The organism is Comamonas sp. E6 (assembly GCF_001010305.1).
In the GTDB taxonomy this organism is placed as follows: Bacteria; Pseudomonadota; Gammaproteobacteria; order Burkholderiales; family Burkholderiaceae_C; genus Comamonas; species Comamonas thiooxydans.
In genome coordinates this window covers 251,587-273,672 of sequence record NZ_BBXH01000008.1, presented here as the reverse complement: position 1 = coordinate 273,672, position 22,086 = coordinate 251,587, and the positions used below count along the sequence as shown (strand labels likewise).

At 61.4% G+C, this 22,086-nt stretch carries 19 protein-coding genes; 9 read left to right on the top strand and 10 right to left on the bottom strand.

What is annotated here, in order from left to right; translation table 11 throughout:
* Positions 1-81: 81 nt before the first annotated feature.
* Positions 82-789: a hypothetical protein gene (locus tag CSE6_RS07885; RefSeq protein WP_059440267.1), complete on the top strand. Its 708-nt coding sequence runs from the start codon at positions 82-84 to the stop codon at positions 787-789.
* A gap of 33 nt (positions 790-822) precedes the next feature.
* Here the strand turns inward: CSE6_RS07885 and CSE6_RS07880 are convergent, their stop codons facing one another.
* Positions 823-1,677, bottom strand: coding sequence for an aldo/keto reductase (locus CSE6_RS07880; RefSeq protein ID WP_193751105.1), 855 nt, complete (start codon positions 1,675-1,677; stop codon positions 823-825).
* 200 nt (positions 1,678-1,877) lie between these two features.
* Between CSE6_RS07880 and CSE6_RS07875 the strand changes: the two genes are divergently transcribed.
* From CSE6_RS07875 to CSE6_RS07865, 3 genes are all read left to right on the top strand, one after another.
* Entirely contained in the window at positions 1,878-2,729 is an 852-nt protein-coding gene (locus tag CSE6_RS07875) for a DUF2167 domain-containing protein (protein WP_034384136.1), read from the top strand.
* Between the two features lie 88 nt (positions 2,730-2,817).
* The gene (locus tag CSE6_RS07870) at positions 2,818-3,570 is read left to right on the top strand and encodes a hypothetical protein (protein ID WP_059440265.1); all 753 of its coding nucleotides are present in this window, start codon (positions 2,818-2,820) and stop codon (positions 3,568-3,570) included.
* A gap of 61 nt (positions 3,571-3,631) precedes the next feature.
* Positions 3,632-3,946, top strand: a complete 315-nt coding sequence (locus CSE6_RS07865; RefSeq protein ID WP_004340880.1) for a DUF2322 family protein — start codon at positions 3,632-3,634, stop codon at positions 3,944-3,946.
* Between the two features lie 6 nt (positions 3,947-3,952).
* On the opposite strand, the gene CSE6_RS07860 is transcribed toward CSE6_RS07865, so the two are convergent.
* The 5 genes from CSE6_RS07860 to CSE6_RS07840 form a co-directional block, all read right to left on the bottom strand.
* Positions 3,953-5,182 carry a GGDEF domain-containing protein gene (locus tag CSE6_RS07860; protein ID WP_034355898.1) on the bottom strand — a complete coding sequence of 410 codons (1,230 nt, stop codon included), beginning with the start codon at positions 5,180-5,182 and terminating at the stop codon, positions 3,953-3,955.
* A 172-nt stretch (positions 5,183-5,354) separates the two neighbouring features.
* Positions 5,355-6,509, bottom strand: coding sequence for a YbdK family carboxylate-amine ligase (locus CSE6_RS07855; RefSeq protein WP_034391522.1), 1,155 nt, complete (start codon positions 6,507-6,509; stop codon positions 5,355-5,357).
* Positions 6,499-7,782, bottom strand: a complete 1,284-nt coding sequence (locus CSE6_RS07850; protein ID WP_004340874.1) for a cation:proton antiporter — start codon at positions 7,780-7,782, stop codon at positions 6,499-6,501. Before CSE6_RS07850 ends, CSE6_RS07855 begins: the two co-directional genes overlap by 11 nt.
* 400 nt (positions 7,783-8,182) lie before the next feature.
* Positions 8,183-9,358 (bottom strand): M20 aminoacylase family protein, encoded by a 1,176-nt coding sequence (locus tag CSE6_RS07845; RefSeq protein ID WP_059440264.1) that lies wholly within the window; start codon positions 9,356-9,358, stop codon positions 8,183-8,185.
* Between the two features lie 15 nt (positions 9,359-9,373).
* Positions 9,374-10,717 (bottom strand): DUF3100 domain-containing protein, encoded by a 1,344-nt coding sequence (locus CSE6_RS07840; protein ID WP_059440263.1) that lies wholly within the window; start codon positions 10,715-10,717, stop codon positions 9,374-9,376.
* Between the two features lie 204 nt (positions 10,718-10,921).
* Between CSE6_RS07840 and CSE6_RS07835 the strand changes: the two genes are divergently transcribed.
* From CSE6_RS07835 to CSE6_RS07815, 5 genes are all read left to right on the top strand, one after another.
* On the top strand, positions 10,922-11,833 hold the full coding sequence (locus CSE6_RS07835) for a LysR family transcriptional regulator (RefSeq protein ID WP_034355889.1): 912 nt from the start codon (positions 10,922-10,924) through the stop codon (positions 11,831-11,833).
* A gap of 87 nt (positions 11,834-11,920) precedes the next feature.
* Positions 11,921-12,988 carry an AAA family ATPase gene (locus CSE6_RS07830; RefSeq protein WP_059440262.1) on the top strand — a complete coding sequence of 356 codons (1,068 nt, stop codon included), beginning with the start codon at positions 11,921-11,923 and terminating at the stop codon, positions 12,986-12,988.
* On the top strand, positions 12,988-14,844 hold the full coding sequence (locus CSE6_RS07825; protein ID WP_059440261.1) for a hypothetical protein: 1,857 nt from the start codon (positions 12,988-12,990) through the stop codon (positions 14,842-14,844). The genes CSE6_RS07830 and CSE6_RS07825 overlap by 1 nt, the downstream gene beginning before the upstream one ends.
* 129 nt (positions 14,845-14,973) lie before the next feature.
* Positions 14,974-15,330, top strand: a complete 357-nt coding sequence (locus CSE6_RS07820) for a zinc ribbon domain-containing protein YjdM (protein ID WP_034355880.1) — start codon at positions 14,974-14,976, stop codon at positions 15,328-15,330.
* Between the two features lie 760 nt (positions 15,331-16,090).
* On the top strand, positions 16,091-17,461 hold the full coding sequence (locus tag CSE6_RS07815; RefSeq protein WP_083994692.1) for an MFS transporter: 1,371 nt from the start codon (positions 16,091-16,093) through the stop codon (positions 17,459-17,461).
* Positions 17,462-17,593: 132 nt separating this feature from the next.
* On the opposite strand, the gene CSE6_RS07810 is transcribed toward CSE6_RS07815, so the two are convergent.
* The 4 genes from CSE6_RS07810 to lpdA all read right to left on the bottom strand — a co-directional run bounded on the left by CSE6_RS07810 (position 17,594) and on the right by lpdA (position 22,037).
* On the bottom strand, positions 17,594-18,070 hold the full coding sequence (locus CSE6_RS07810; protein WP_083994691.1) for a GFA family protein: 477 nt from the start codon (positions 18,068-18,070) through the stop codon (positions 17,594-17,596).
* A gap of 235 nt (positions 18,071-18,305) precedes the next feature.
* Positions 18,306-19,604, bottom strand: coding sequence for a type II toxin-antitoxin system HipA family toxin (locus CSE6_RS07805; RefSeq protein ID WP_059440260.1), 1,299 nt, complete (start codon positions 19,602-19,604; stop codon positions 18,306-18,308).
* Complete coding sequence (locus CSE6_RS07800) at positions 19,594-19,875, bottom strand: helix-turn-helix transcriptional regulator (protein WP_034391508.1); 282 nt, start codon at positions 19,873-19,875, stop codon at positions 19,594-19,596. Before CSE6_RS07800 ends, CSE6_RS07805 begins: the two co-directional genes overlap by 11 nt.
* Before the next feature lie 323 nt (positions 19,876-20,198).
* Positions 20,199-22,037: a dihydrolipoyl dehydrogenase gene (lpdA, locus tag CSE6_RS07795; protein WP_012838311.1), complete on the bottom strand. Its 1,839-nt coding sequence runs from the start codon at positions 22,035-22,037 to the stop codon at positions 20,199-20,201.
* Positions 22,038-22,086: the final 49 nt, after the last annotated feature.

The following is a 22,086-nucleotide window of genomic DNA, read 5'->3' as shown; positions in this document are numbered from 1 at the left end:
GAGCATGCCACTCTCGCCCTGATCGCGTAAAAATTGTGCAAACTCGCTTTCATGGCCGACGACTCCGTTTGAAAGAACTCCATGCGCTCTTCGCTTGATTTCAGCTCCTGGACCTCCTTGCTCTCCACTGTGCTGGGCCTGTTGCTGGTGACCTGCCTGATGATGGGCATTCGCCTGTTGTTCATGCAGACCGTGCAAAAACGACGCGAGCGTGAGAACCGGCAGATCAACGAACGACTCAAGACCTTGATCGCCGCCTACAAAACGTTGGGCAGCTCGTTCACCGGCACGCTGAGCGTGAGCCCTCTGCATCTGCGCGAGCTCAGGCAAAACGATGAGACGCCGCCGCAACCGCCAGCCGGAGCTAGCCTGAACGAGCGCCGGCGTCGTATCCGGGATGCCGTGGAAGCCGCGCTGTCCGACATCATCCTGCTGGGTACCGAGGAGCAGGTGGAACTGGCGGCCCGGGCCGCCCGGGATATGGTGGCCGGTCGACCTATCGAGACCGCCGCGCTGGTCACCTCGCTGCGCGGCTTTATCCGCGACGCTCTGGATCTTGAACCCATTCCCTCGCATCTCCAGATACCGTCCCAGGGCCCGGCAAGGCCGAATACCGGGGGAGCCGGAGGGAATCGCAAGGCCGGTGAAGCTCAGGGTTCGGGCGGTCGCAGTGGCGCAGGCGCTCAGGGCACAGACATGGGAGCGGGAGGCCTGGGGCTGGGCGCCGGACTGGGTTCAGGTCTGAGCACTGGTACGGGCAGCGAGGATCTCACGGACCGTCGCTCATGACACCGCCTCGCCTAAACCTCAGGCCCTTCTTGCTCAGAGAATGTCCAGCGGCTGCTTGAAGCGCGGCGGGGGCGAGGCAGCGTCGATCAGCGCAAGCTCCTCCGGGCCGAGCTTGAGCTGCAGTGCACGGGCGTTGTCTCGGATATGGTCTTCGGAGCCGCTCTCGGGAATCGCCAGCACTTTGCCGCTGCGCAGAGCCCAGGCCAGAGCCACCACACTGGCACTGACACCATGGCGATCACCGATTTCAGCCAGCAGGCTGTGCTCAATCAGCTCTCCATGTCCTAGCGGGCAATAAGCCATCACGGTCACGCCATTCTTCTGGCACCAGGGCAGCAAGTCATATTCGATGCCGCGGCTGAAAATGTTGTAGAGCACCTGATTGACCACGCAGTTGCGTCCGCCCGGAACTTGCCACAGCTCCCGCATATCGTCAGTGTCGAAGTTGGAAACGCCCCAATGACGAATCTTGCCCTGCGTCTTCAGGTCCTCAAACGCGGCTACCGTCTCGGCCAGCGGCGTATTTCCGCGCCAGTGGAGCAGATAGAGGTCGATACAGTCCACTCCCAGCTTATGGGCGCTGGCCTCGAGCGCACGCACCACTCCCTTGCGGCTGGCATGCATGGGTAGCACCTTACTGACCAGAAAAGGCCGGGGCCGACTTGGCGGCCAGTCACGCAGCACATCGCCAATCAGTTCTTCGGAAAGGCCGTCGCCATACATCTCGGCGGTGTCGATCACGCTCAAGCCGAGTTGCAATCCGGTGAGCAAGGCCGCTTTCTCCTCGTCCCAGCTACGCCGCCCCTGGCCAAGGTGCCAGCTGCCCATGCCCAGATTGGCATGTCCCTGCAAGAAAGATATGGCACTGTGCATATGATCGATCTCCATGAAAAATCTTTAAAACATGCTTTTTGTCCGATATTACTGACGCTTTGAGCTATCGATCCTGCTAATTTTGTCAGCTCAGTTTGAGCCGCGTTATGCTTCGCGTGCGAATCAACGACTGATGATTCGAATGAGTATGTGAAATCAAGTTCGCTATTACCAATAGCAATCCTCAATAAATTCATAACACGGGAGTTCATTGAATGTTCAAGTCCATCGCGGCCGCCGTTCTCGGCCTGTCACTTTCTCTGGGCGTCTGGGCCAAGACCGAAGCCACTCAGGAGTTACCGCCTGAAATCAAGGCCCTGCACTGGCAGGAAAGCGGCAAGGGAGAAATCGCTGACAAGGCCAGCGTCAAGATTCCATCGGGCTATGCCTTTCTCGGCGAGGCCGACACCTCAAAGCTGTTGCAGGCATTTGGCAACCCGCCCAGCAGCGATCACTTTTTGATAGCACCCAAATCGCTGGACTGGTTTGCCGTGTTCTCGTATGACGACACTGGTTACGTGAAGGACGACGAAAAGATCGATGCCGACGACTTGCTCAAATCCATGCAGTCAGGCGACAAGGCCGGCAACGAGCAACGCAAGAAGCTGGGTCTTGAAGCGCTCTACACCGATGGCTGGCAGGTTCCCCCACATTACGACACAGCCACCAAGCGACTGGAGTGGGGTCTACGTCTGCGCGGCGAGTCGGGCGAGAAGAATGTCAACTACACCTCGCGCATTCTGGGCCGAAGCGGCGTGATGACTGCCACCCTGGTCTCCGACACCGCCACACTGGCCCAGAACACCGATGAATTCAAGAAGGTACTCGCCGGCTTCGACTACAACAGCGGCCAGACCTATGCCGAGTTCAAGAACGGTGACAAGGTCGCAGCCATCGGCCTGGGTGCACTGGTGCTCGGCGGCGCTGCCGCAGTGGCCACAAAGAAAGGCCTTTGGGGTGCGATTGCAGGCTTTCTGGCTGCAGGCTGGAAGATCATTGCAGCCGCAGCGGTCGCGCTGTTCGCAGGCATAGGCAAATTGTTTGGCCGCAAGAAAGCCGCAGAATAAGACCGTCGGTCGGTCGCAGCCTCAACCCCTGTAACCCCGCCCCGCGCATCGCTAAGATCGCGGGGTTTGTCTTTTCCCGAAAGCCGTCTTGTACTTCACGATCTCCACGCAGCTGCAGGTAGTTCTGGCCATTGTCCTGTTCTATCTTTATGACGCGGCCTTGCTGCTCAAGCCAGAAGAGGGTTTGCTGCGCCCGCTGCGCTCGGGATGGCGGGTACAGCTGGCCAGCCGGGGCTTCGAGCTGCGTCAGAACCGCCTGCTATGGCTGCCTGTTTTTGCACTACACCAGCCCGTCTACCGGCAGCGCTGGAGCGCCACACAGATTCATCTGCCCGGTGACGCGGCATTTTCAAAGGCAATGGAGACACATGCCCGCAGCTTCAAAGCGTTTGCGCTGCCGCTGTATCTGCTGGCTGCGCTGCTGTTTCTCTGTCTTCCCGCTGCCTTGCTGGTGCTGCATTCCGAACTGCTGCAGCTGATCGCACTCGCGCTGATCTATCTGAGCACGGCCTGCCTGAGCTGGCTGGCCCTGCGCCACGGCAAGCAGGGCCACAGCAATCGGGCCTTCGCGCGCTCTACGGCGTTTCAGATTTTGCTGTGCCCGCCATTTGCCCTCAATGTGGTGCGCAAGCTTTCGCTGTCCTACGAGACTGAAGCCGATTTGCTGCAGGCGGCGCAGGCCCTCATGAGCGCCGCACAGTGGCAGGACCTTGCAGCACAGGTTCAGCAGCTGATGCAGCGCGAAATGGATGAAATTGCCGAGCTGCCCGAATATGCGCCAACGCTTGCGCAGATGCAGCAGGCGCTGCGGGTGCTGGAGCAAAACAGCGCCCGCAGCTGAACACGCCGTCAGACTGCCTCACAATAGCGGCTTCCATCACAGCGACCATCGCGAGCACACCATGGCCTTTGCCGACAACCTCAAGCAACTTCCCTCCATCGCCCATGTCGCCGAGCTACAGCTGATCGACTCCGACGGCAAGCTTGCCGCAAGCATTCCGAATGCGCCTGGAAAGGCCGGCTCTGTCACGGTCTACAACGCCCTCTACGCAAAACATGGCAGCATCAATGTCGCCGCCGCCGAAGAGGGTCTGCAGCTGTTTGCAGAGCACACCGAAGACGCCAAGGCACGCCCCGGCGCTCACCCCAATATCGATCGACTGCTGGAGGTGATTGCAAGCGGCAAGGGTTATGCCGTAACGGTGATTGCAGCCTGAGCGTCTTCAGGCCCTTTCCCGGTTAGAAAGGCTTGACCTTCTTGCCTTGCTTTCTAGCGCCTGAGGCAGAAGATATTCGGGGTCCGCACGCTGAACGCGGTTGCGCCCGGCGCTCTTGCCTCGATAAAGAGCGGCATCGGCCTGCTGCAGCGTGATGTCAAATGCCTGAGAAGTGATGAACGGATTGGAAACACCAATCGTCGCCGTGCAAGTGACAGAGCCGTGCAGGCTGATGCCAGGTATCGCGATTTCCGCAATCGCCGCACGTATTCTTTCGGCCAGTTGCAGAACTTCATCCCCCTTCAGGCCAGGGCAAAGAACCAGAAACTCCTCGCCGCCCAGACGACATTTCAGATCACTCCTGCGCGTGCTTTGCTGAATCGCTTCTGCCACGCGACACAGCACGTTGTCGCCAAACTGGTGCCCATAGTTGTCGTTGATGCGCTTGAAATGGTCAATGTCCACGATCAAGAGGTGGACCGGAGCGGCTTTCCTGACTGCAAAATGCGCCTCCAGCCCATCTAGCAAACCACGACGATTGAGCAGCTTGGTCAGCGGATCCTGCGCTGCCATGCTGCCGAGCTCGTCCGTCAGACGGCGCAACGCCAGCCAGACAGCGCCTGGCGGAATCACCGTACCGAGGAAGGACATATAGATATAGAACACCATCTGGAAACGGCTGTTCATGTCCAGAGCCTGCAATCCCCCCTGCAGGATCAGCATGAACTTCATGGCATTGAGAACACATATGCCCGCGATAAGGATGGCAAACACCACCATCTCCACGGCCATATTCCTGGCAAAGCTGCGCGTTCCCCAAAGCAAAGTGATCGTCATGCAGAGAAACAGCAAAGTGCATGCCGCAGCCAACATGGCCTGGCGAGCCTCCAGACCAAGCGTAGACTGCACCAGCACCTGAGCCGCGCTGTAGGCCAGTGCCAAAATCAGCAGCGGACGCCAGACCGGCGTCGGCCGATTGAAAAACCGCATCGCACCCACGACATACACTACCGGCGCGCAAAGCGTCAGCGTGTGATTGACGAGGCTCATCACACTCCAGCCAGGCTTGCCGCCCAGCAACTGCAATATATAGGCACAACCAAGCAGCAGATTGCCCAGCGCAAAGACCTCCATGCCCATTTTTCTGCCGGGCAGCCTGCGACTGATCAGCATGAACAGAACGCAAAAACACAACAGATGCACGCAGAGCATGCCAAGGATGACGGTCGCAACCATGAAATCGCTCATATCCGATAAAGCTAGGCGCCGTTTGGCCCAGGCAATGAGAACAGCCGGACCTGCGGATCAACAAAGCAGGTCTGGTCCAGGCTTTACTCATGCCTTCCTCCCCACTCTCAAGTGTTGGCAACTCTAATGCCTTGCGCCGAGCCGATAATGTCAACGCCGGTCAGGGCCTGCCAGCGAATCTGAGCGACGCCTGGCGCACCACCTCCGGCAACTGCTGCACCCGGGCATAGCTTTCGCGCAGCCAGCTCGCATCGTTGCCGCCCTGCAGCACCTGGGCCAGCTCCTGCAAAGCGCTCTTGCCGGATGCCGGCGCATGACCGGTGATGCGCCCCAGCGTCTGCTCGATATGCTCGCGCAGCGGCAGTTGCTCGCTGGTGGCCGGGTCCACATAGGTGCCGTCCAGACCAAAGCGGCAGGCCTGGAAGCGGTTATAGGTATAGACCAGATAGTCGTCTTCGCTGGGTTCGAAGGGCTGCTCACTGAGGAACCAGGCGCCCAGTGCCTGAACATAGGCCGCCAGTTGCGCCGCGCGATGAATGGACAGCGGCGTATCGAAGACACGAACTTCCACAGTGCCGAACTCGGGCTTGGGACGGATATCCCAGTAAAAGTCCTTCATGCTGTGAATCACGCCCGTGGCAGCCATCTTGACAAAATAGCGCTCGAAGTCTTCCCAGTGCAAGGCAAATGGCGCACGCCCCGAGAGCGGAAATGCGAACACCGAGTTCAGACGCGCGGAGTCAAACGCCGTGTCCTGCCCCTGCACAAAGGGACTGGATGCGGACAGCGCAATGAAATGCGGGATATAGCGCGAGAGCCGGTGCAGCATCATCAGCGCATCATCGGCACTGGGACAGCCCACATGCACATGCTGGCCGAAGATGGTGAACTGCTTGGTCAGATAGCCGTACAGCGCCGTCAGTTCCTTGAAGCGCGGCTTGTCATAAATGCGCTGCTGGTGCCATTGCTGAAACGGGTGCGTACCGCCGCCGGCCAGCGCGATATTGAGCCGGTCAGCCGCCTTGACCAGGGCATCGCGCGTGACCGCCAACTGCTCATACGCGTCCTGCGCATCGCTACAAATGCCGGTCGAGATTTCGATCATGCTGGCCGTCACCTCGGGAACGATGGAGCCCGGAACCTTGGCGTTCTTGAGCAGAGCCAGCATATCGGGCGCATAAGGCGTCATATCGTAGTGATGGGTGTTGAGCAACTGCAGCTCCAGCTCCACGCCCAGCGTCAACGCCTGAGATGGCGCGAATTCGCCCAGACCATCGGTCGCTGCCGATTGAATGTGTTCGACTTCATGCGTCATGACGCCTCTCCCCTCTTTGCAAGGCTGCGCGGCCCACGCCGCGATGGGCATCGCCGCTGCGCCACAGCGCCGTGGCAGCCAGCAGCACACCCAGTACCTCACACAAGGCAATCATGGGCAAGGCAATGGCCGCGAGCTGCTGGGCCACGCTGGCATTGAAAGCAGTCCACTGCGACACCAGAGCAGAGACCATAAGCAGGGCCACACCCGAGAGCGCAAACTGTCCGCAGGCCACGGGCCACTGTCTGCGCCAGCCTATGGCCGTACCGTGCCCCAATAGCAAAACTGCAGAAAATTTGCCAACTGCCCTTGCCAGTACGGCGCTAGCCACTACCGAAACAAGAGCGAACGACATGCCGACCTGGGCTGCCATACTGGCAACCAGTACAAACATCAGCAGATTGAGCATGGCATTGGCCGCCTGAAAGGCCTGGGGCCAGATCAATGGCATGGGACTGAGATTGCGCAGCATCAGCCCCGCTACCATAAAGCCCAGCGCGGCCGAACCACCCCATTGCTCTGCCAGCAGACAGACCGCAGTCATTGCCGCGAGCAGATAGAAGGCCGTGCTGTCGCTGCGCGATGACTGCCAACGCAACACCGGCCAAAAAGCGGCCGTGACCAGCAAGGCCCAGAACAGGGTCAGCAGCAGGCTGAGCAGCAAACGCCCCAGTCCCGCAGCCGAGAACTGCAGGCCGCCGCCCGCCGCAGCTGCGGCAGGAACAAATACTACCGTCAGCACCAGCGCCCCCAGCAGCGCCAGCAAGGTGCTGATGGTTGCCAGCAGCAGACTGCGATCCGTCACTGCACCGCTGGCACGCAAATCATCGGCAATGCGCAGCAGTACGGCCGGCGATGCTGCCATGGATATCACGCCGACGGCCAGCGCCACGGCCCAGCCCCAACCCAGCGCCAACAAGGCGGCGGTCACCACCACCAGAGTCAACAACGACTCGCCCAGGCTTTGCAGCAGCAGCCAGGGCTGACGCAGCAGCCAGGGAAGGGAAACCTGAGATGCAGCCAGCAACAGGCTCGCACCCACGGCCAGCTCCAGCAACAGCGCCGAACTGCCCTGCAGAGGCCAGGGCAGGTCACCAAACCCCACCCAGCCGGCCACCAGGCCGACCATGGTGTAGCCCAGCATGCGTGGATAGCCGGTAAAGCGATGAACCAGATGGCCGAGCAAGGCGGCGGCCGAAACCAGCACGCACCAGCTCAGCAGCGGTGGAAAGCCGGCAGGCCAGATGCCCGCCTCCAGATTGCCGAACGGCATATAGCGCCCTCCTGTATCAAGACCCGGACAGTGCGACAAATCGCGTCACCAGGGTTGGTGCAGGCAGCGTTGCGAAAGAGATGCGGTCAGCGCCGCGTGAAATTCCGGCCATGCGCCAGAATGCAACACCTGCTATTGCGCAACCAGCTCTTCACCCACAGGATCAAGGCGGCCGCCACGTACGCCCCAGCTCCTGTTCAGATAACGACAGAAACTATCTCGGAGCGCTACAAACATCATAGAGCTCCTGCATCCAATGGCGTTACAGGGTGTCAGCCTTCCGACATTTCTGTGACCGAATGCATTGCTTGGTGCAGTTTTGCAAACCAGCGGATCATGAAAAACGCCGGGCTCAACTCTGCGTTGACCCGGCGTAGGCATGTATGGCAAAACTGCGCTGTCAGGCTGGCAGCTTGCCGTCCTTCAGCAGCGCACCCACCAGCGCCACCCAGTAACGCATGCCCAGCGGCAGATTGGCGTCATTGAAGTCATACTTGGGATTGTGCAGCGAGGCACTGTCCTCGCCATTGCCCAGCCAGATATAGACGCCCGGGTATTCCTGCGCCATGAAGGCAAAGTCTTCCGAGGCCATGCTGGGCACCATATCGCGGCGCACCTTGCCCTCGCCCAGCACGCTGGTCAGCACCTCGGCGCAGACTTCGGCATGCTGGGGGTTGTTGATGGTCGCGGGGTAGCTGACGCGGTAGTCGAGATGGGCCTCCAGGCCGTGCAGCGCGCAAGTCGCGGAGATCGCATCACGAAAACGCTGTTCGATGCGCGCACGCTGAGGCATGTCAAAGCAGCGCACGGTGCCACGCAGCTTGATGACTTCGGGCATCACGTTGTAGGTATCGCCGGCGTTGAAGCTGGTTACGCTAAGCACGGCCGGCTTGTGAACCTCCTGTTCGCGCGCGATCAGCGCGGGAAGATGGGTCACCAGTTGGCAGGCAGCCAGCAGTGCGTCCTTGCCCAGATGAGGCATGGCGGCATGGCAACCCTTGCCGGTCAGCGTCAGGTCAAAGATGTCGAAGGCCGCCATCACGGCCGTGGAATGCACCGCTGCCGTTCCCACAGGCAGGCCCGGCCAGTTATGCATGCTGTAGACCGCGTCCATGGGGAAGCGCTTGAACAACCCGGCTTCGATCATGGCTCGCGCGCCACCTTCGTTTTCCTCGGCGGGCTGGAAGATGAAATGCACGGTCCCCGCAAAATCGGGCGCCGAGGCCAGAGCCTGGGCCGCCCCCAGCAACATGCTGGTATGGCCGTCATGGCCGCAGGCATGCATACGGCCGGCGTGCGTGGACGCATGCTCGCACTGGTTGAGCTCCGTCACATTCAACGCGTCCATATCGGCGCGCAGGCCGATGGAGGGGCCTGCGCCCATATTGCCCTTGAGCACGGCAACCACGCCCGTACCGGCCAGGCCGGTGTGTACATCCAGACCAAAGCTCTTCAGCAGTTCGGCCACGCGTGCGCTGGTGCGGTGCTCCTGAAACGCGGTTTCGGGATGACGGTGAAAGTCATGGCGCCAGGCTTGCAGTTCCTGCTGGCCGGGCCACTTGATGGTGTTCATCATGGTCGTGCTCCGGCTTTACAGCGTATGGACAAAGGTCTGGGCGATCAGGGTCGCAGCCAGGAACACACCGGCATTGGCCAGCAGCGAAACCACGACGATGCGCCAGCCCAAACGGCGGAAGGCCGGGATGTCCTTGGCCAGCGACAGGCCCGCGAAAGTCAGCATGGGCGTGATCATGGCCAGAAAGTTGACCTTGCCGGTGAGCGCAGCCACTTCGGCGGCATAAGGCGTGAGCGGGAATGTCATGGCCATGGCGATGAACGAGATCCAGCACACGGCAGGCAGCATGCGGCGCGTGCCGACGTAGATCAGATCACCGACAAACACGGCAGCAATGATGAGCAGCACGCCGGGCAGCGCATCCATCACCGGCACGCCATGGCCGATGCGGTTGCCAATCAGCACCATGGCGCCGACCAGGACCCAGGAAGCGAAGCGCATGCCCAGACCCAGCGCTGGCACCTGCGCCTGCTCTTCGTCCTTGGCTACCGACAGATCCACGGCCTGCTCCACCACGGCCTGCTTGCGCTTGCGGCCCAGAATCGGCTCCAGCCATTGATAGGCGCGCAAGGCCAGGGGCAGCGAGATGAACAGCGTCAGATAAGTGCCCACCGTCGTTGCGATCAGATTGGCGGCAGCGGCAAAAGTGGCGATTTGGTCGCTCATTTCGGGATGCTGGGCGGCGATCGCGCCCACGGCGGCGGCCGTCATGCTGCCCGAACCCACGCCGGCGCCCATGCCCAGGGCCAGCGGGTGGAAGATATTGAGGCTGGAGACAAAGCCGGCCAGCAGCGAGATGAAGATGGCGCCGATCAGAGTGCCTGTGATGTACTCGGCCAGCACACCGCGGCCTTCGGGCGAATCCATGCCGAAACGCTCGCCGATGATGGCCAGGCCCGGTTCACGGCCGATGGAGAACGTCGCGCCAATCGCTTCGCGCTTGATCCCCAGCAGCAGCGCCACGGGCATGCCCAGGGCCACGCAACCGACCAGATTGCCCAACTCCTGCAACACCAGTCCCCAGCCGACTTCCGCCAGCTTGGGCAGCGAACCACCGACCAGCAGGCCCAGCTTGGCAATGAACAGGAACAGCGCGCAGGACAGCACGGCGGCAGCCAGATTCTGGCTGTACAGGCTCAGTTGCAGCGGGCCGGGCATGCGCTTGCGCAGCAGACCCAGCACCAGGCCGATGAGCAGCGCCCAGATCATGGGCAGCAGCACCACCTTGCCCACGCCCAGCGAAATGGGCAGCGGCCCCAGCCACTCGGACAATGCCGCGATCACCAGCGCCAGCGCAAATACCTGCACCACGCTGCCCACATTCAACGCGGCCTTGGCCGGCTGCACCTCTGTACGCATCAACTTTCCTTGCGCACGACGGCCGCTGCCGACGCGCTGAAATAGCTTTGAACCCTGAAAATGGGCACGGCCAGCCCAAGCTGGCGCTCACCCATGCGGGCGCTGAATATAACAATGCATTTATTGCATATGCATTCTTTTTCTGTTCTAAAAAAGTGAACATACGTATGAATACAGATGTAATTTGGCGACGACAATCGCAGCATGCCCGCCTTTCAAGACTCCCGCGCCCGCTATCTGTTTGAAGCCGTCTACTGCGGCTCCGTTCGTGCCGCAGCCGAAAAACTGGGCATCGTGCCCTCGGCCGTCAGCCGCCAGATCAGCCTGCTCGAAGAGGAACTGGGCCTGGCCCTGCTGGAGCGCCATCGCAACGGCGTGGTACCCACCGAGGCCGGCCAGTTGCTGCTGGACTATCACCGCGAACACACGGCCCACCGCCACGACATGCTGGCCAAGGTCGATGCGCTTCGCGGGCTGCACAGCGGCAGTGTCAGCGTGGTCAGCGGCGAAGGCTTTGCGCAGGAGCTTATCGACGGGCCCATACGCAATTTTCGCCAGCAATATCCGGGCGTCAGCATCTCGCTGGAAATCTACGGCACGACCGAGATCATGCGCCGGATTCGCGAGGACGCTGCCGAGATCGGCCTGGTCTACTACCCGCCCGCCGACAGCCATATCACCGCACGCGGTACGGCGCGCCAGCCCATGCACGCCATCGTCCACTCCCAGCACCCGCTGGCCAGCGCTGCCCAGACTTCGCTGCAGGAGCTCAGCCAATGGCCTATTGCCATGCTTCAAGGTGTGTATGGCATTCGCCAGCTCGTGGAATATGCCGAACGCAAGGACAAGATCCACCTCAGCCCCGCGCTGACCAGCAATCTCATCAGCGTGCTGCTGGCCTTTGTCACCAGCGGCCAGGGCGTGACCCTGCTACCGCCCTGCTCCGTCACGGCCGAGCTGGCAAGCGGGCGCCTGCGTGCCATTCCCATTCACAACCCTGCATTTCAGGATGCGGAGATGCAGCTCATCACCCGTACCGGCCGCCATCTGTCCCCTGCCGCCAATCGCTTTTTGCTGTATTGCATGCAAGGCATGCAGGCGTTCCAGGAACCATGAGCGGCGACCCGCGGCCCGCAAGACTCCAGGTCAGGCCGCCTGAGCATGCTGAGGACGCCGCTGCACTTGCCTTAGACTGCACGCAGCATGCAAACCAGTCTGGCTCTCACTCCCTCGCAACTGAGCGAATTCCTTCTCAACGTCGCTACCGTACGCCCCGTGTTCATCTGGGGACCGCCAGGCATAGGCAAATCGGCATTGGTCCAGAACTTTGCGCAAAGCGTGGGGCTTGATTGCGTGTCCCTGCTGGGCAGCCAGCTCGCTCCCGAGGACTTGCTGGGCGTGCCGCAGATCATTGACGGCATAACCCGCTTCTGCCCGCCCGCCATGATTGCGCGCAAGCAGCCTTATTGCCTGTTCCTGGACGAACTCAACGCCTGCAGCCAGGATGTGCAAAAAGCCTTCTACAGCCTGATTCTGGAGCGCCGCGTGGGCGAGTACCTGATGCCCGAGGGCTCCATCGTGATTGCGGCTGGCAACCGCGCCCAGGATTCCGCGATTGTGCGCACCATGTCCTCGGCGCTGGTCAACCGCATGATTCACGTGCAACTCAAGGTCAGCGCCAGCGAGTGGCTGCAATGGGCGCAGCAAGCCCAGTTGCATGCCTTGGTGCTCGAATACCTGGCCCAGCGCCCCGATCACCTGTGGAGCCAGCCGCCCAAGCACGAAGAGGCGTTTTCCACGCCGCGCTCCTGGCATATGCTCAGCGATGCCTTGCAGTCCTATGGCGATGCGCTGAACCTGCAGACGCTGGAAGCCCTGAGCAGCGGCTGCCTCACGCCCCAGCATGCGGCACAGTTCAAGGCCTTCTACAAGCTGACCGACGACCGTCACCGTCTGGACGCCATCTTCAAGGGCGACGCCAACTGGCCCCATGCGCCGCAGGACAGGGATGTGCTGTATTTCCTGGCCCAGGCCTTCCGTGCGCGTCTGCTCAAGATCCTGCCCGCCGACAAGCAGCAAAGCGGCGGCGAGCTGCAGCAAACCGTGCACCGCTCCAAGGCCATGCTCAAGGAGCTGGCTCAGATCAGCCTGGAAATGGCGCAGATCGTCACCGCCGAAAGCGACGGCCAGACCCTGCCCGCCTGGTATATGGTGGAAATCGTGCGCGACCTGCCACGCCTGGTGGAAGCGCGCGAAGCGGCCAGAGCCTGATGGCCAAGCCCCCAACGCGCGAAACGCCAGCCACCCAGGCCTATACGCAAGGCCTGGCCATGCTGCAGGCACACCCCATCTTTACCGAACTCAGCCGCAGCCTGGGCTTTGTGCGCAGCGCCCATTCCCAGTGTCCGGCCCATGGCTGGGCGCAGGCCAGCCTCAACCAACAGCGCTTTACCGGCCAGATCGACATCCACCCCAAGCGCATGGCCAGTCCCGAGGAATGGGCATATTGCCTTGGGCGGGCCACGCTCAGCTACGCGCTGGAGCTGTTTCAACGCGACCGCAGCCACTGGGCGCAATGGAGCGCGGCCTGCGACGTGGTCACGGCCCGCTTCATCCAGACCATCAAGCTCGGACGTCCGCCCGAAGGCATGGAATTACCCGACGGACTGCCCCAGCGCGACGAGGCACAGTGGTACGTCCAATTCTGCGAACAAGGCATACCCGACTGGGCGCAGGCGCTGAGTCTTGCCGGTCCCGGCCAGGGCGGCGCTCACCCCAGCCTGGCCTTGCCAGAGCAATGGCCTGAGCCGGCCTCATCCACCAGCAAGCCTCAGCCGTACTGGCGCAGGTACGGCAACTGGCCCGAAATGTTTGCTGCGGGCCTGGCTCGCTCCGTCACCCAATCCGTGGAAATGGCTGCGGGCGTGCGCCGCGAGTTTGGCCAGAGCCTGCCTGCCAGCAGCGCGCTAGACCGCGCACGCCACTGGTTCATGGACAGTTTTCCGCTGCTGGGCAGCATGGTCGCGGCGTTTGACATCATGGAGGACGCCAGCATCTGCGAGCGCGAGGACATTGCCGTCGCCGCGGTCGACGAGATACTGCGCACCATCTACATCAACCCCGGCCCGCACCTGTCCGAGCTGGAGCTGCGCTTCGTCATCGCCCACGAAGTCCTGCACGTCGCCCTGCGCCATCTGCCGCGACGGCGCGGGCGCGAGCCGTTTCTCTGGAACGTGGCCTGCGACTTCGTCATCAACGACTGGCTGATTCAGATGGACGTGGGCCAGCCGCCGGGCATAGGCCTGCTCTACTACCCGGAGCTGCGCGGACTCAGCGCGGAAGAGGTCTACGACCGCATCGCGGGCGATCTGCGCCGCATGCGCAAGCTGCGCACCCTGGCCGGTGGCCAGGGCGACATGCTGGAGCGCAATGTGGGCGGCCAGCGCAAGGCTGGCGACTACACCGATATCGACGAATTCTGCCGCACCCAGCTGGGCAAAGGCTTGCTGCGCCATGAGCAAGACGCACGCGGCCTGCTGCCTGCGGGATTGATCGAGGAAATCCGCGCTCTGCTGCAGCCGCCGATTGACTGGCAGGTGGAGCTGGCGCGCTGGTTCGACCACCACTTTCCGCCCGTAGAGACGCGGCGCAGCTATGCCCGTATCAGCCGCCGTCAAAGCGCCACGCCCGATATTCCCCGGCCCCGCATTCAGGCCGACAGCCGCTGGCTGGAAGGCCGCACCTTCGGCGTGGTGCTGGACACCTCGGGCTCCATGGAGCGCCATGTGCTGGCCAAGGCTCTGGGCGCCATCGCAAGCTACGCCGATGCCAAGAATGTGCCCGCTGTGCGCCTGATATGCTGCGACGCTGCCGCCTACGATCTGGGCTATCTGCCTGCCGCCGACATTGCCCAGCGCATCGCCCTCAAGGGCCGTGGCGGCACCGTGCTGCAACCGGGCGTGGATCTGCTGCTCCAGGACGACGACTTTCCCAAGGACGGCCCCATCCTCATCATCACCGATGGTCAATGCGACCAGCTGCGCGTGCCGCGCGAGCATGCCTATCTGCTGCCGCCCGGCCGCAAGCTGCCGTTTCGCACGGCTGCGCCCATCTTTGTGATGGACTGAAACCAGCCAGGCTCATGCAGCGCATGCCGTCCATATCGGCGCGCAAAGGCCTCTCAATCCACACCTGGGCGACCCACTACTGCTTTGCGGCTAGGCTTGGTGCTTGTTATTTTGAAAGAAAGCCAATCCTTGAGCACGACGACTTTTCCCTCTTGCCCCCAATGCGGCCTGAGCAATACCTACCCCGATGGCGATCTGCTGATCTGCCCCGACTGCGCCCATGAATGGTCGGCCCATGCAGAAGCCATTGCCGATGAAGACAACGGCCCCCGCATCATCAAGGACGCCAACGGCACGCCGCTGGCCGACGGCGACAGCGTGCTGCTGGTCAAGGACCTGAAGGTCAAAGGTTCCTCTACCGTCATCAAAAAAGGCACCAAGATCAAAGGCATTCGCCTGGTCTATGACAACGGCGACCATGACGTAGACTGCAAGACTGATCAGGGTCCATTCATTCTCAAATCCGAGTTTCTGAAAAAGGCCTGAGGCAGCACTCCCCATCGCTGAACCCAGCGATCCACCAACGCCCGGAGCCATGCCGGGCGTATCCGCTGGCACAATGTGGCGGCTCAAAAGCTCTGGCAACCCGCTTTCGCGAATAGAAGCCCAACTGGCTCCTTTCCGCGCTGGCCGTTATCAAAATACATACTCGGCCACATCAGCTATCCGCAGATGAAACGGCTGTCTGCCCCCGTGCTAGTGCTAGTTCAGGCGCAGCATGGCTGTCGATGGCACACGCCATCGCCGCGCAAAACTGCAGCATCTCCCGCCGCCTTGCCGCAGCAAGGCCGACCCTAAGGCTTACCCTCAGATGTCATGATCTGGCAACTGAATTGCGGCATGCGTTAAGTCCATTCAGGGCACCAGCCCTACATTGCCCCCTCGAACTCCTTGATTTCTGCCCCCGCAGAGGTCAATACAGGCTGATGCATACCTGTGCGCAGCCAGGTCCAGGCCATGAAGGGCAATAGCAGGAAATGAACCGGGAACTCGAAGGCAAGCAATCCAATCACTGGTCACAACCACAGTCTCCGCCGTGACCTCGTGAGTTCCAGGTACCAAGACTTGGCAGCCTGTGCCCCACGGCTTGATGCTGTGGGCCTCTGCGCAGTTCCCCCTGTATTCAAGACAACAAAAAAGCCCGGCATAGCCCTAGCACAGCGGCTTGCAGCGTCTACGTCGTGATGCTGCAAGACGTGCCGCAAGGAACCGCCCAGCGCCCCATACCAACTTCCAAGAGACAAGCATGACCCCAAGCGCGACGACCATTTCGGGCGCAACGCCCAGGCAGGACACCAGCCACAACATCGATGCAGACAACGCGCTGTATGCCAAGGTCAGTTGGCGGCTGCTGCCCCTGCTGCTGATCTGCTACATGGTCGCCTACCTGGACCGCATCAACATCGGCTACGCCCAGATCCAGATGAAGCAGACGCTGGATTTCGGCGACGCCGCCTACGGCTTTGGCGCAGGCCTGTTCTTCATAGGCTACTTTTTGTTTGAAGTGCCCAGCAATCTGCTGCTGGAGAAGATTGGCACGCGCAAGACGCTGATGCGCATCATGCTGGTCTGGGGCGTCATCGCCACCGCCATGGCCTGGGTCTCCACCCCCATGCAGTTCTATGTGGCACGCTTTCTACTGGGCGCCTTCGAAGCCGGCTTCTTTCCCGGCGTCATTCTCTACTTCACCTACTGGTATCCCTCGGCACGCCGCGGCCGCGTGATCTCCATCTTTCTCTCAGCCGTCATGACCATGGCGATTGCGGCCGGCCCGTTGTGCGGCGCCATTCTCAAATATATGGATGGCATCGACGGTCTGCATGGCTGGCAGTGGCTGTTTCTCATCCAGGGTCCTCCCGCCTGCATTCTGGGTCTGATCCTCTACTTCTATCTGCAGGACAAGCCAGCCGACGCGAAATGGCTGACAGACGCCGAAAAAGCGCGCCTGCAACACAACATCGCCAACGACGGCGGCCAAGTTGCTCATCATGGCGGCCACGGGCACAAGGCGGCCCACAGCAGCGCCACTCTGGGCCAGTTGCTGCGCGACCCCAAGGTCTATGCCCTGTCACTCGTGTATTTCATGATGCACGGTGCCACCTATCTGTTTGTCTTCTGGATGCCCACCGTGATTCAGGGCCTGGGTGTGCAGGACGTGCTGCATGTCGGAATCTACTCGGCCATTCCCTTTGTCGCAGGCTTCTTCGGCATGATTGCCTTCGGTGCCAGCTCCGACCGGTTCCGCGACCGCCGCTGGCATTTGTTCATCGCCACCGGCATGGCCATTGCCGGCCTGATCGTCACCCTGCAGATGCACGGCCATCTTGAGGGCTCGCTGATTGCCCTGGCCTTCACGCTGATCGGACTTGCGGCCCTGCCCCCGCTGTTCTTTGCCCTGGTCAGCGACTATCTGCCGCCGGCCGTAGCCGCCGGCGGCATAGCGCTCATCAGCAGCCTGGGCAACCTGGGCTCGGCCGCCAGCCCCACCCTGGCCGGCCTGCTGACCCAGCACACAGGCAACAGGCACTACAGCATCTATCTCGTGCTGGTCATGCTGATCCTCTCTGCACTGGTGCTGATGGTGGCAGTGCGCGACTCCAAGACCAGGCGCGGCTAAGCCATGCCCGGCGCGCTTGCCAGGCAGCGCCCGACCCGGATTCATCTGGCTGGCTGATTCGATGCTGAACGCAGAAAATTCATTAAAAACGACCGCCAACGCTTACCTGTAAAGCGTTAGAAGCTATCAAAATCATTCCTCAAGCTGCGCTTCGGCCAAGGGATTCGCCTTGTAACTCAGCCAGCCTGCCGCTACAGACTTGCCCGCAGCAGCGCCTGCGCGGCGGTCGTTGGGGTGCGAGCGCCCCTCGCTCACCACCACTTCGGCAAAGTCAAACGGGCTCATGCCCGCTATGCAAGCCACATTCACACCGTACTGATGCGGCGACGAGCGTCGCTGATGGAAGGTATAGATGCCGCAATGCTTGCAAAAGAAATGCTTGGCCTGCCCGGTGTTGAACTGGTAGAGCGTCAGCGCATCCTGTCCCTGCAGCACCTCGATTCCGCTCAAATCAGCCGACACCGCCACGGCCCCGCGCATGCGGCAAAACGAACAATTGCAGCGCCGCGCGGTGTTCAGGCCATCGCTTAACAGAACGGTAAAGCACACTGCGCCGCAGTGGCAGGCGGCTTGGAGCGGTCGGGAAAAATCGCGGCTGGGGCTAAGCATGGGTTTGTCTCCATCAATACGGTTCTTATATGGCTGGCGCTGAATCAACGGCATCCAATATCGGTCAAATCAAGCTCAAGCGCTCATGCAACAAGCGCAAGAAGCTATGAATCTTAAAAATTTCCCGATCAGGAAATTTTTAACTTGCCGCAACTAATTTAAATACATACTTCCCGTTCGGGAAATTTAACTGGCATCGCGGCGCTCCGATCTAGGTGTGAAATCACGCGTGTGCTCAGGCCAAGCGCCTCAGCGTCAAGGCGCAGCGCTGCTCTATCAGCTGCACGATCTGCGTCACCACGGCATTGCCCGCAAAACCATGCGGTGGCGCGGCCTGCAGCTTGCGCGCGGCAGCGGGTAGTTCGTTCGCCAGCTGCTGCAAACGCTTGCGCGTCGCCGCCTTGGCAAGGCCTGCTTCTTCCGCAAACTGCTCCCAGTGCCTGGCCTCCAGCTCGCTGAACTTGTATTTGCTGCCAATCTTCATTGCCATCTTGGGCGTCAGCTGGGGGTAAATCGCCGTAGCCAGCAGGTCGTAGAACGGTGCCAGCACAGGCGCCCTTCCTCCATAAAGCAGCGAGAAATTCTTGCCATGTGCGTCATGGTTGCCGATCAGGGCATTGAAGATCACCCCATCCAGCAGCCGCAGAACCTGCGGCGCGCTGGGGCGGGTCACGCTGCGCGCCAAGGCAAAGCATTGCGCCAGGCCTGGCCCGCCCTCGTTCTGGTACTTCAGCTCGGGCACCACGCCCAGCGCCTGGCAAAAGTCTTCCTGGTGCAGACGTTGCAGCTGCGCTTGGCCCTGCGCATCGTCCTTCAGCACCCGGTCATAGCGCTTCACCAGCAAAAACGAGCGGCCCAGCACGCTCTGGATTCGGGCATTGGCAGGCCGCAGCCCCATGACCTGGGCCAGCAGCATGCAAAAGCCTTCGTTGGCTACGCTGTCCTCCACCGCATGGATGGCGGGCTTCAAGATATGCGAGCTGGGAGCGCCGTTGCGCGGCAGACCGATACGCACTGCGCCCGGAATGCTGTCGTCCACCACCACGGGCAGCTTGTCCTGCGCCCCGGCCAGCGACAGCCGCAGCCCGTCATCTCCCGCCAGCATGGGGCGGCGCGGCAGCTCGTCCAGCAAGGCGAGCAGCTTTTGATCGCTGAGCCACTCCACATCACCCGATTCCCTGGTCGCCCCAGCCCCGTCAGTCTGCGGCAAGGCTTGCCCTGGTTCCAGAAAGGTCACGGCCCCCGCGCATTCGCCTCCAATATGGTCCAGCAACGCAAAATCGTTCTGGCCCGACACCTGAAATTGCTGGGCAATCAGGCGTCGCATCTGCCCCTCGGGCAGCAGACCGGCAAAGAATGGCCGGGTCTGGTGATCGCCAAAGGGCTCAGCCTGCAGCGGCAGCGACTGCGATAAAGCCGTGGCCTGCGGCAGCGCCAACCATTCGGTCGCATAGGCAAAGCTCAGCCGCCCATGCACCAGCGACAGGCTTCCCACGCGCCGCTCAAACAGCCAGACTTCGAGTTCATGCGTCATGGTCTGCGCCCTCCGTTGCTGCGGCAGCCTGGCCTGCCCCGTCTTCATGCGCCGCTTCCGGCAAGCCGCCCAACTGCAACTCTCCCCCCAGCGCATCGATCACCCGCAGCACATGCTCCAGCCGCACCGTGGGCTTGCCCGACTCCAGATCCACAATAAACCGCGTGCCCACGCCTGCGGCCAAGGCAAGCTGCGGCTGGGTCAGCCCCAGTTGTTTGCGGGCGATGCGCAGGGCCGTGCCCAGTTGGTCGGTGGTGTGGATGGTGGGCATAAGGTGGTCTAGCTTGAAAATTCCCGTTCGGGAAATTATGAAGCAAAGCATGCAGAAAAGGAATCGATATTTCCCGATCGGGAAATTCATTGACAGACAAGCTCAAGCACCAACGCCAAAAATTCAAGATAAAACAGGCTCCAGCGCTTATGCATCATGCACTGGCAGCTATCAAAACTAGTCTAAGCGCTCAAAGCTGCACGATCACAGATGGAAAATTGAGAATCAGTCGGTCTCAAGCACTTATGTAGCAAGCACAAACAGCTATGGAAATATAAAAAAGGCAGCCCGAAGGCTGCCTTTGTTTTAAGCAAGCGAAACGCTCACTTACGTGCGGGTGGCACGTCCGTGCAGGAACCATGCGCCACTTCCGCCGCCATGCCGATGGACTCGCCCAGCGTGGGGTGCGGGTGGATGGTCTTGCCGATGTCCACCGTGTCGGCGCCCATTTCGATGGCCAGGGCGATTTCACCGATCATGTCGCCAGCGTGCGTGCCGACCATGCCGCCGCCCAGGATGCGGCCATGGCCGTGGGCCTCAGGGGAATCGTCAAACAGCAGCTTGGTAAAGCCTTCATCGCGGCCGTTGGCGATGGCGCGGCCGGAGGCAGCCCAAGGGAACAGGCCCTTCTTGACCTTGATGCCTTGTGCCTTGGCCTGGTCTTCGGTCAGACCCACCCATGCCACTTCGGGGTCGGTGTAGGCGACCGAAGGAATCACGCGGGCGTTGAAGGCAGCGGAAGCCAGTTCCTTGTTGCCTTGCAGCTCGCCAGCGATGACTTCAGCGGCCACATGCGCTTCGTGCACGGCCTTGTGCGCCAACATGGGCTGGCCCACGATGTCGCCAATCGCGAAGATGTTGGGCACGTTGGTGCGCATCTGGATATCGACGTCGATGAAGCCGCGGTCGGTCACGGCCACGCCAGCCTTGTCGGCGCTGATCTTCTTGCCATTGGGCGTGCGGCCCACGGCTTGCAGAACCAGGTCGTAGGTCTGGGGTTCAGGCACGGTGACGCCGTCCTTGGCAGGAGCGAACGTGACCTTGATGCCTTCGGGCGTGGCTTCGGCACCCACGGTCTTGGTGTTGACCATGATGTTGTCGAAGCGTGGCGCGTTCATCTTTTGCCAGACCTTGACCAGGTCGCGGTCAGCGCCTTGCATCAGGCCGTCCATCATCTCCACCACGTCCAGGCGTGCACCCAGCGTGGAGTAGACGGTGCCCATTTCCAGGCCGATGATGCCGCCGCCCAGAATCAGCATGCGCTTGGGCACTTCCTTCAGGTCCAGAGCGCCGGTGGAATCGACCACGCGGGGATCCTTGGGCATGAAGGGCAGGTGCACGGCTTGCGAGCCCGCAGCGATGATGGCGTTCTTGAACTGAACGATCTTCTTGCTGCCGGTCTTTTCCTGGCCGGAACCGGTGGTTTCTTCGACTTCGATGTGGTTGGCAGACACGAAGTTGCCGTAGCCACGCACGACGGTGACCTTGCGCATCTTGGCCATCTGGCCCAGACCGCCGGTCAGCTTGCCGATGACCTTTTCCTTGTGGCCGCGCAGCTGGTCGATGTTGACTTCGGGAGCGGCAAACTTCACGCCGGCCACTTCCAGGTGCTTGACCTCGTCCATCACGGCAGCCACGTGCAGCAGCGCCTTGGATGGGATGCAACCCACGTTCAGGCAAACGCCGCCCAGGGTGGCGTAGCGCTCGACCAGCACGACCTTGAGGCCCAGGTCGGCGGCGCGGAAGGCTGCCGAGTAGCCGCCAGGGCCACCGCCCAGAACGACCACGTCGCAGTCCATGTCCACAGTGCCGGCAAAGTTGCTGGCGACGGGAGCTGGAGCGGCAGCCACGGGGGCCGCCACAGGTGCTGGAGCGGCTGCGGCGGGTGCAGGGGCGGCGGCCTGTGCAGGTGCGGCAGCACCGGCTGCCACTTCCAGCGACAGCACGACGGAGCCTTCGGCAACCTTGTCACCGACCTTGACCTTGATTTCCTTCACGACGCCGGCGTGGCTGGAAGGGATTTCCATGGAAGCCTTGTCGCTCTCCACGGTAATAAGGGACTGGTCCACGGACACGGTGTCGCCAGCGTTGACCAGCAGTTCGATCACGCCCACTTCGGCGAAGTCGCCAATGTTAGGCACCTTGATATCGATGAGGCTCATATGCGCTCCTATCTTGGTTTTTGTCTCTGCGCCACCTGAAGAATCAGGC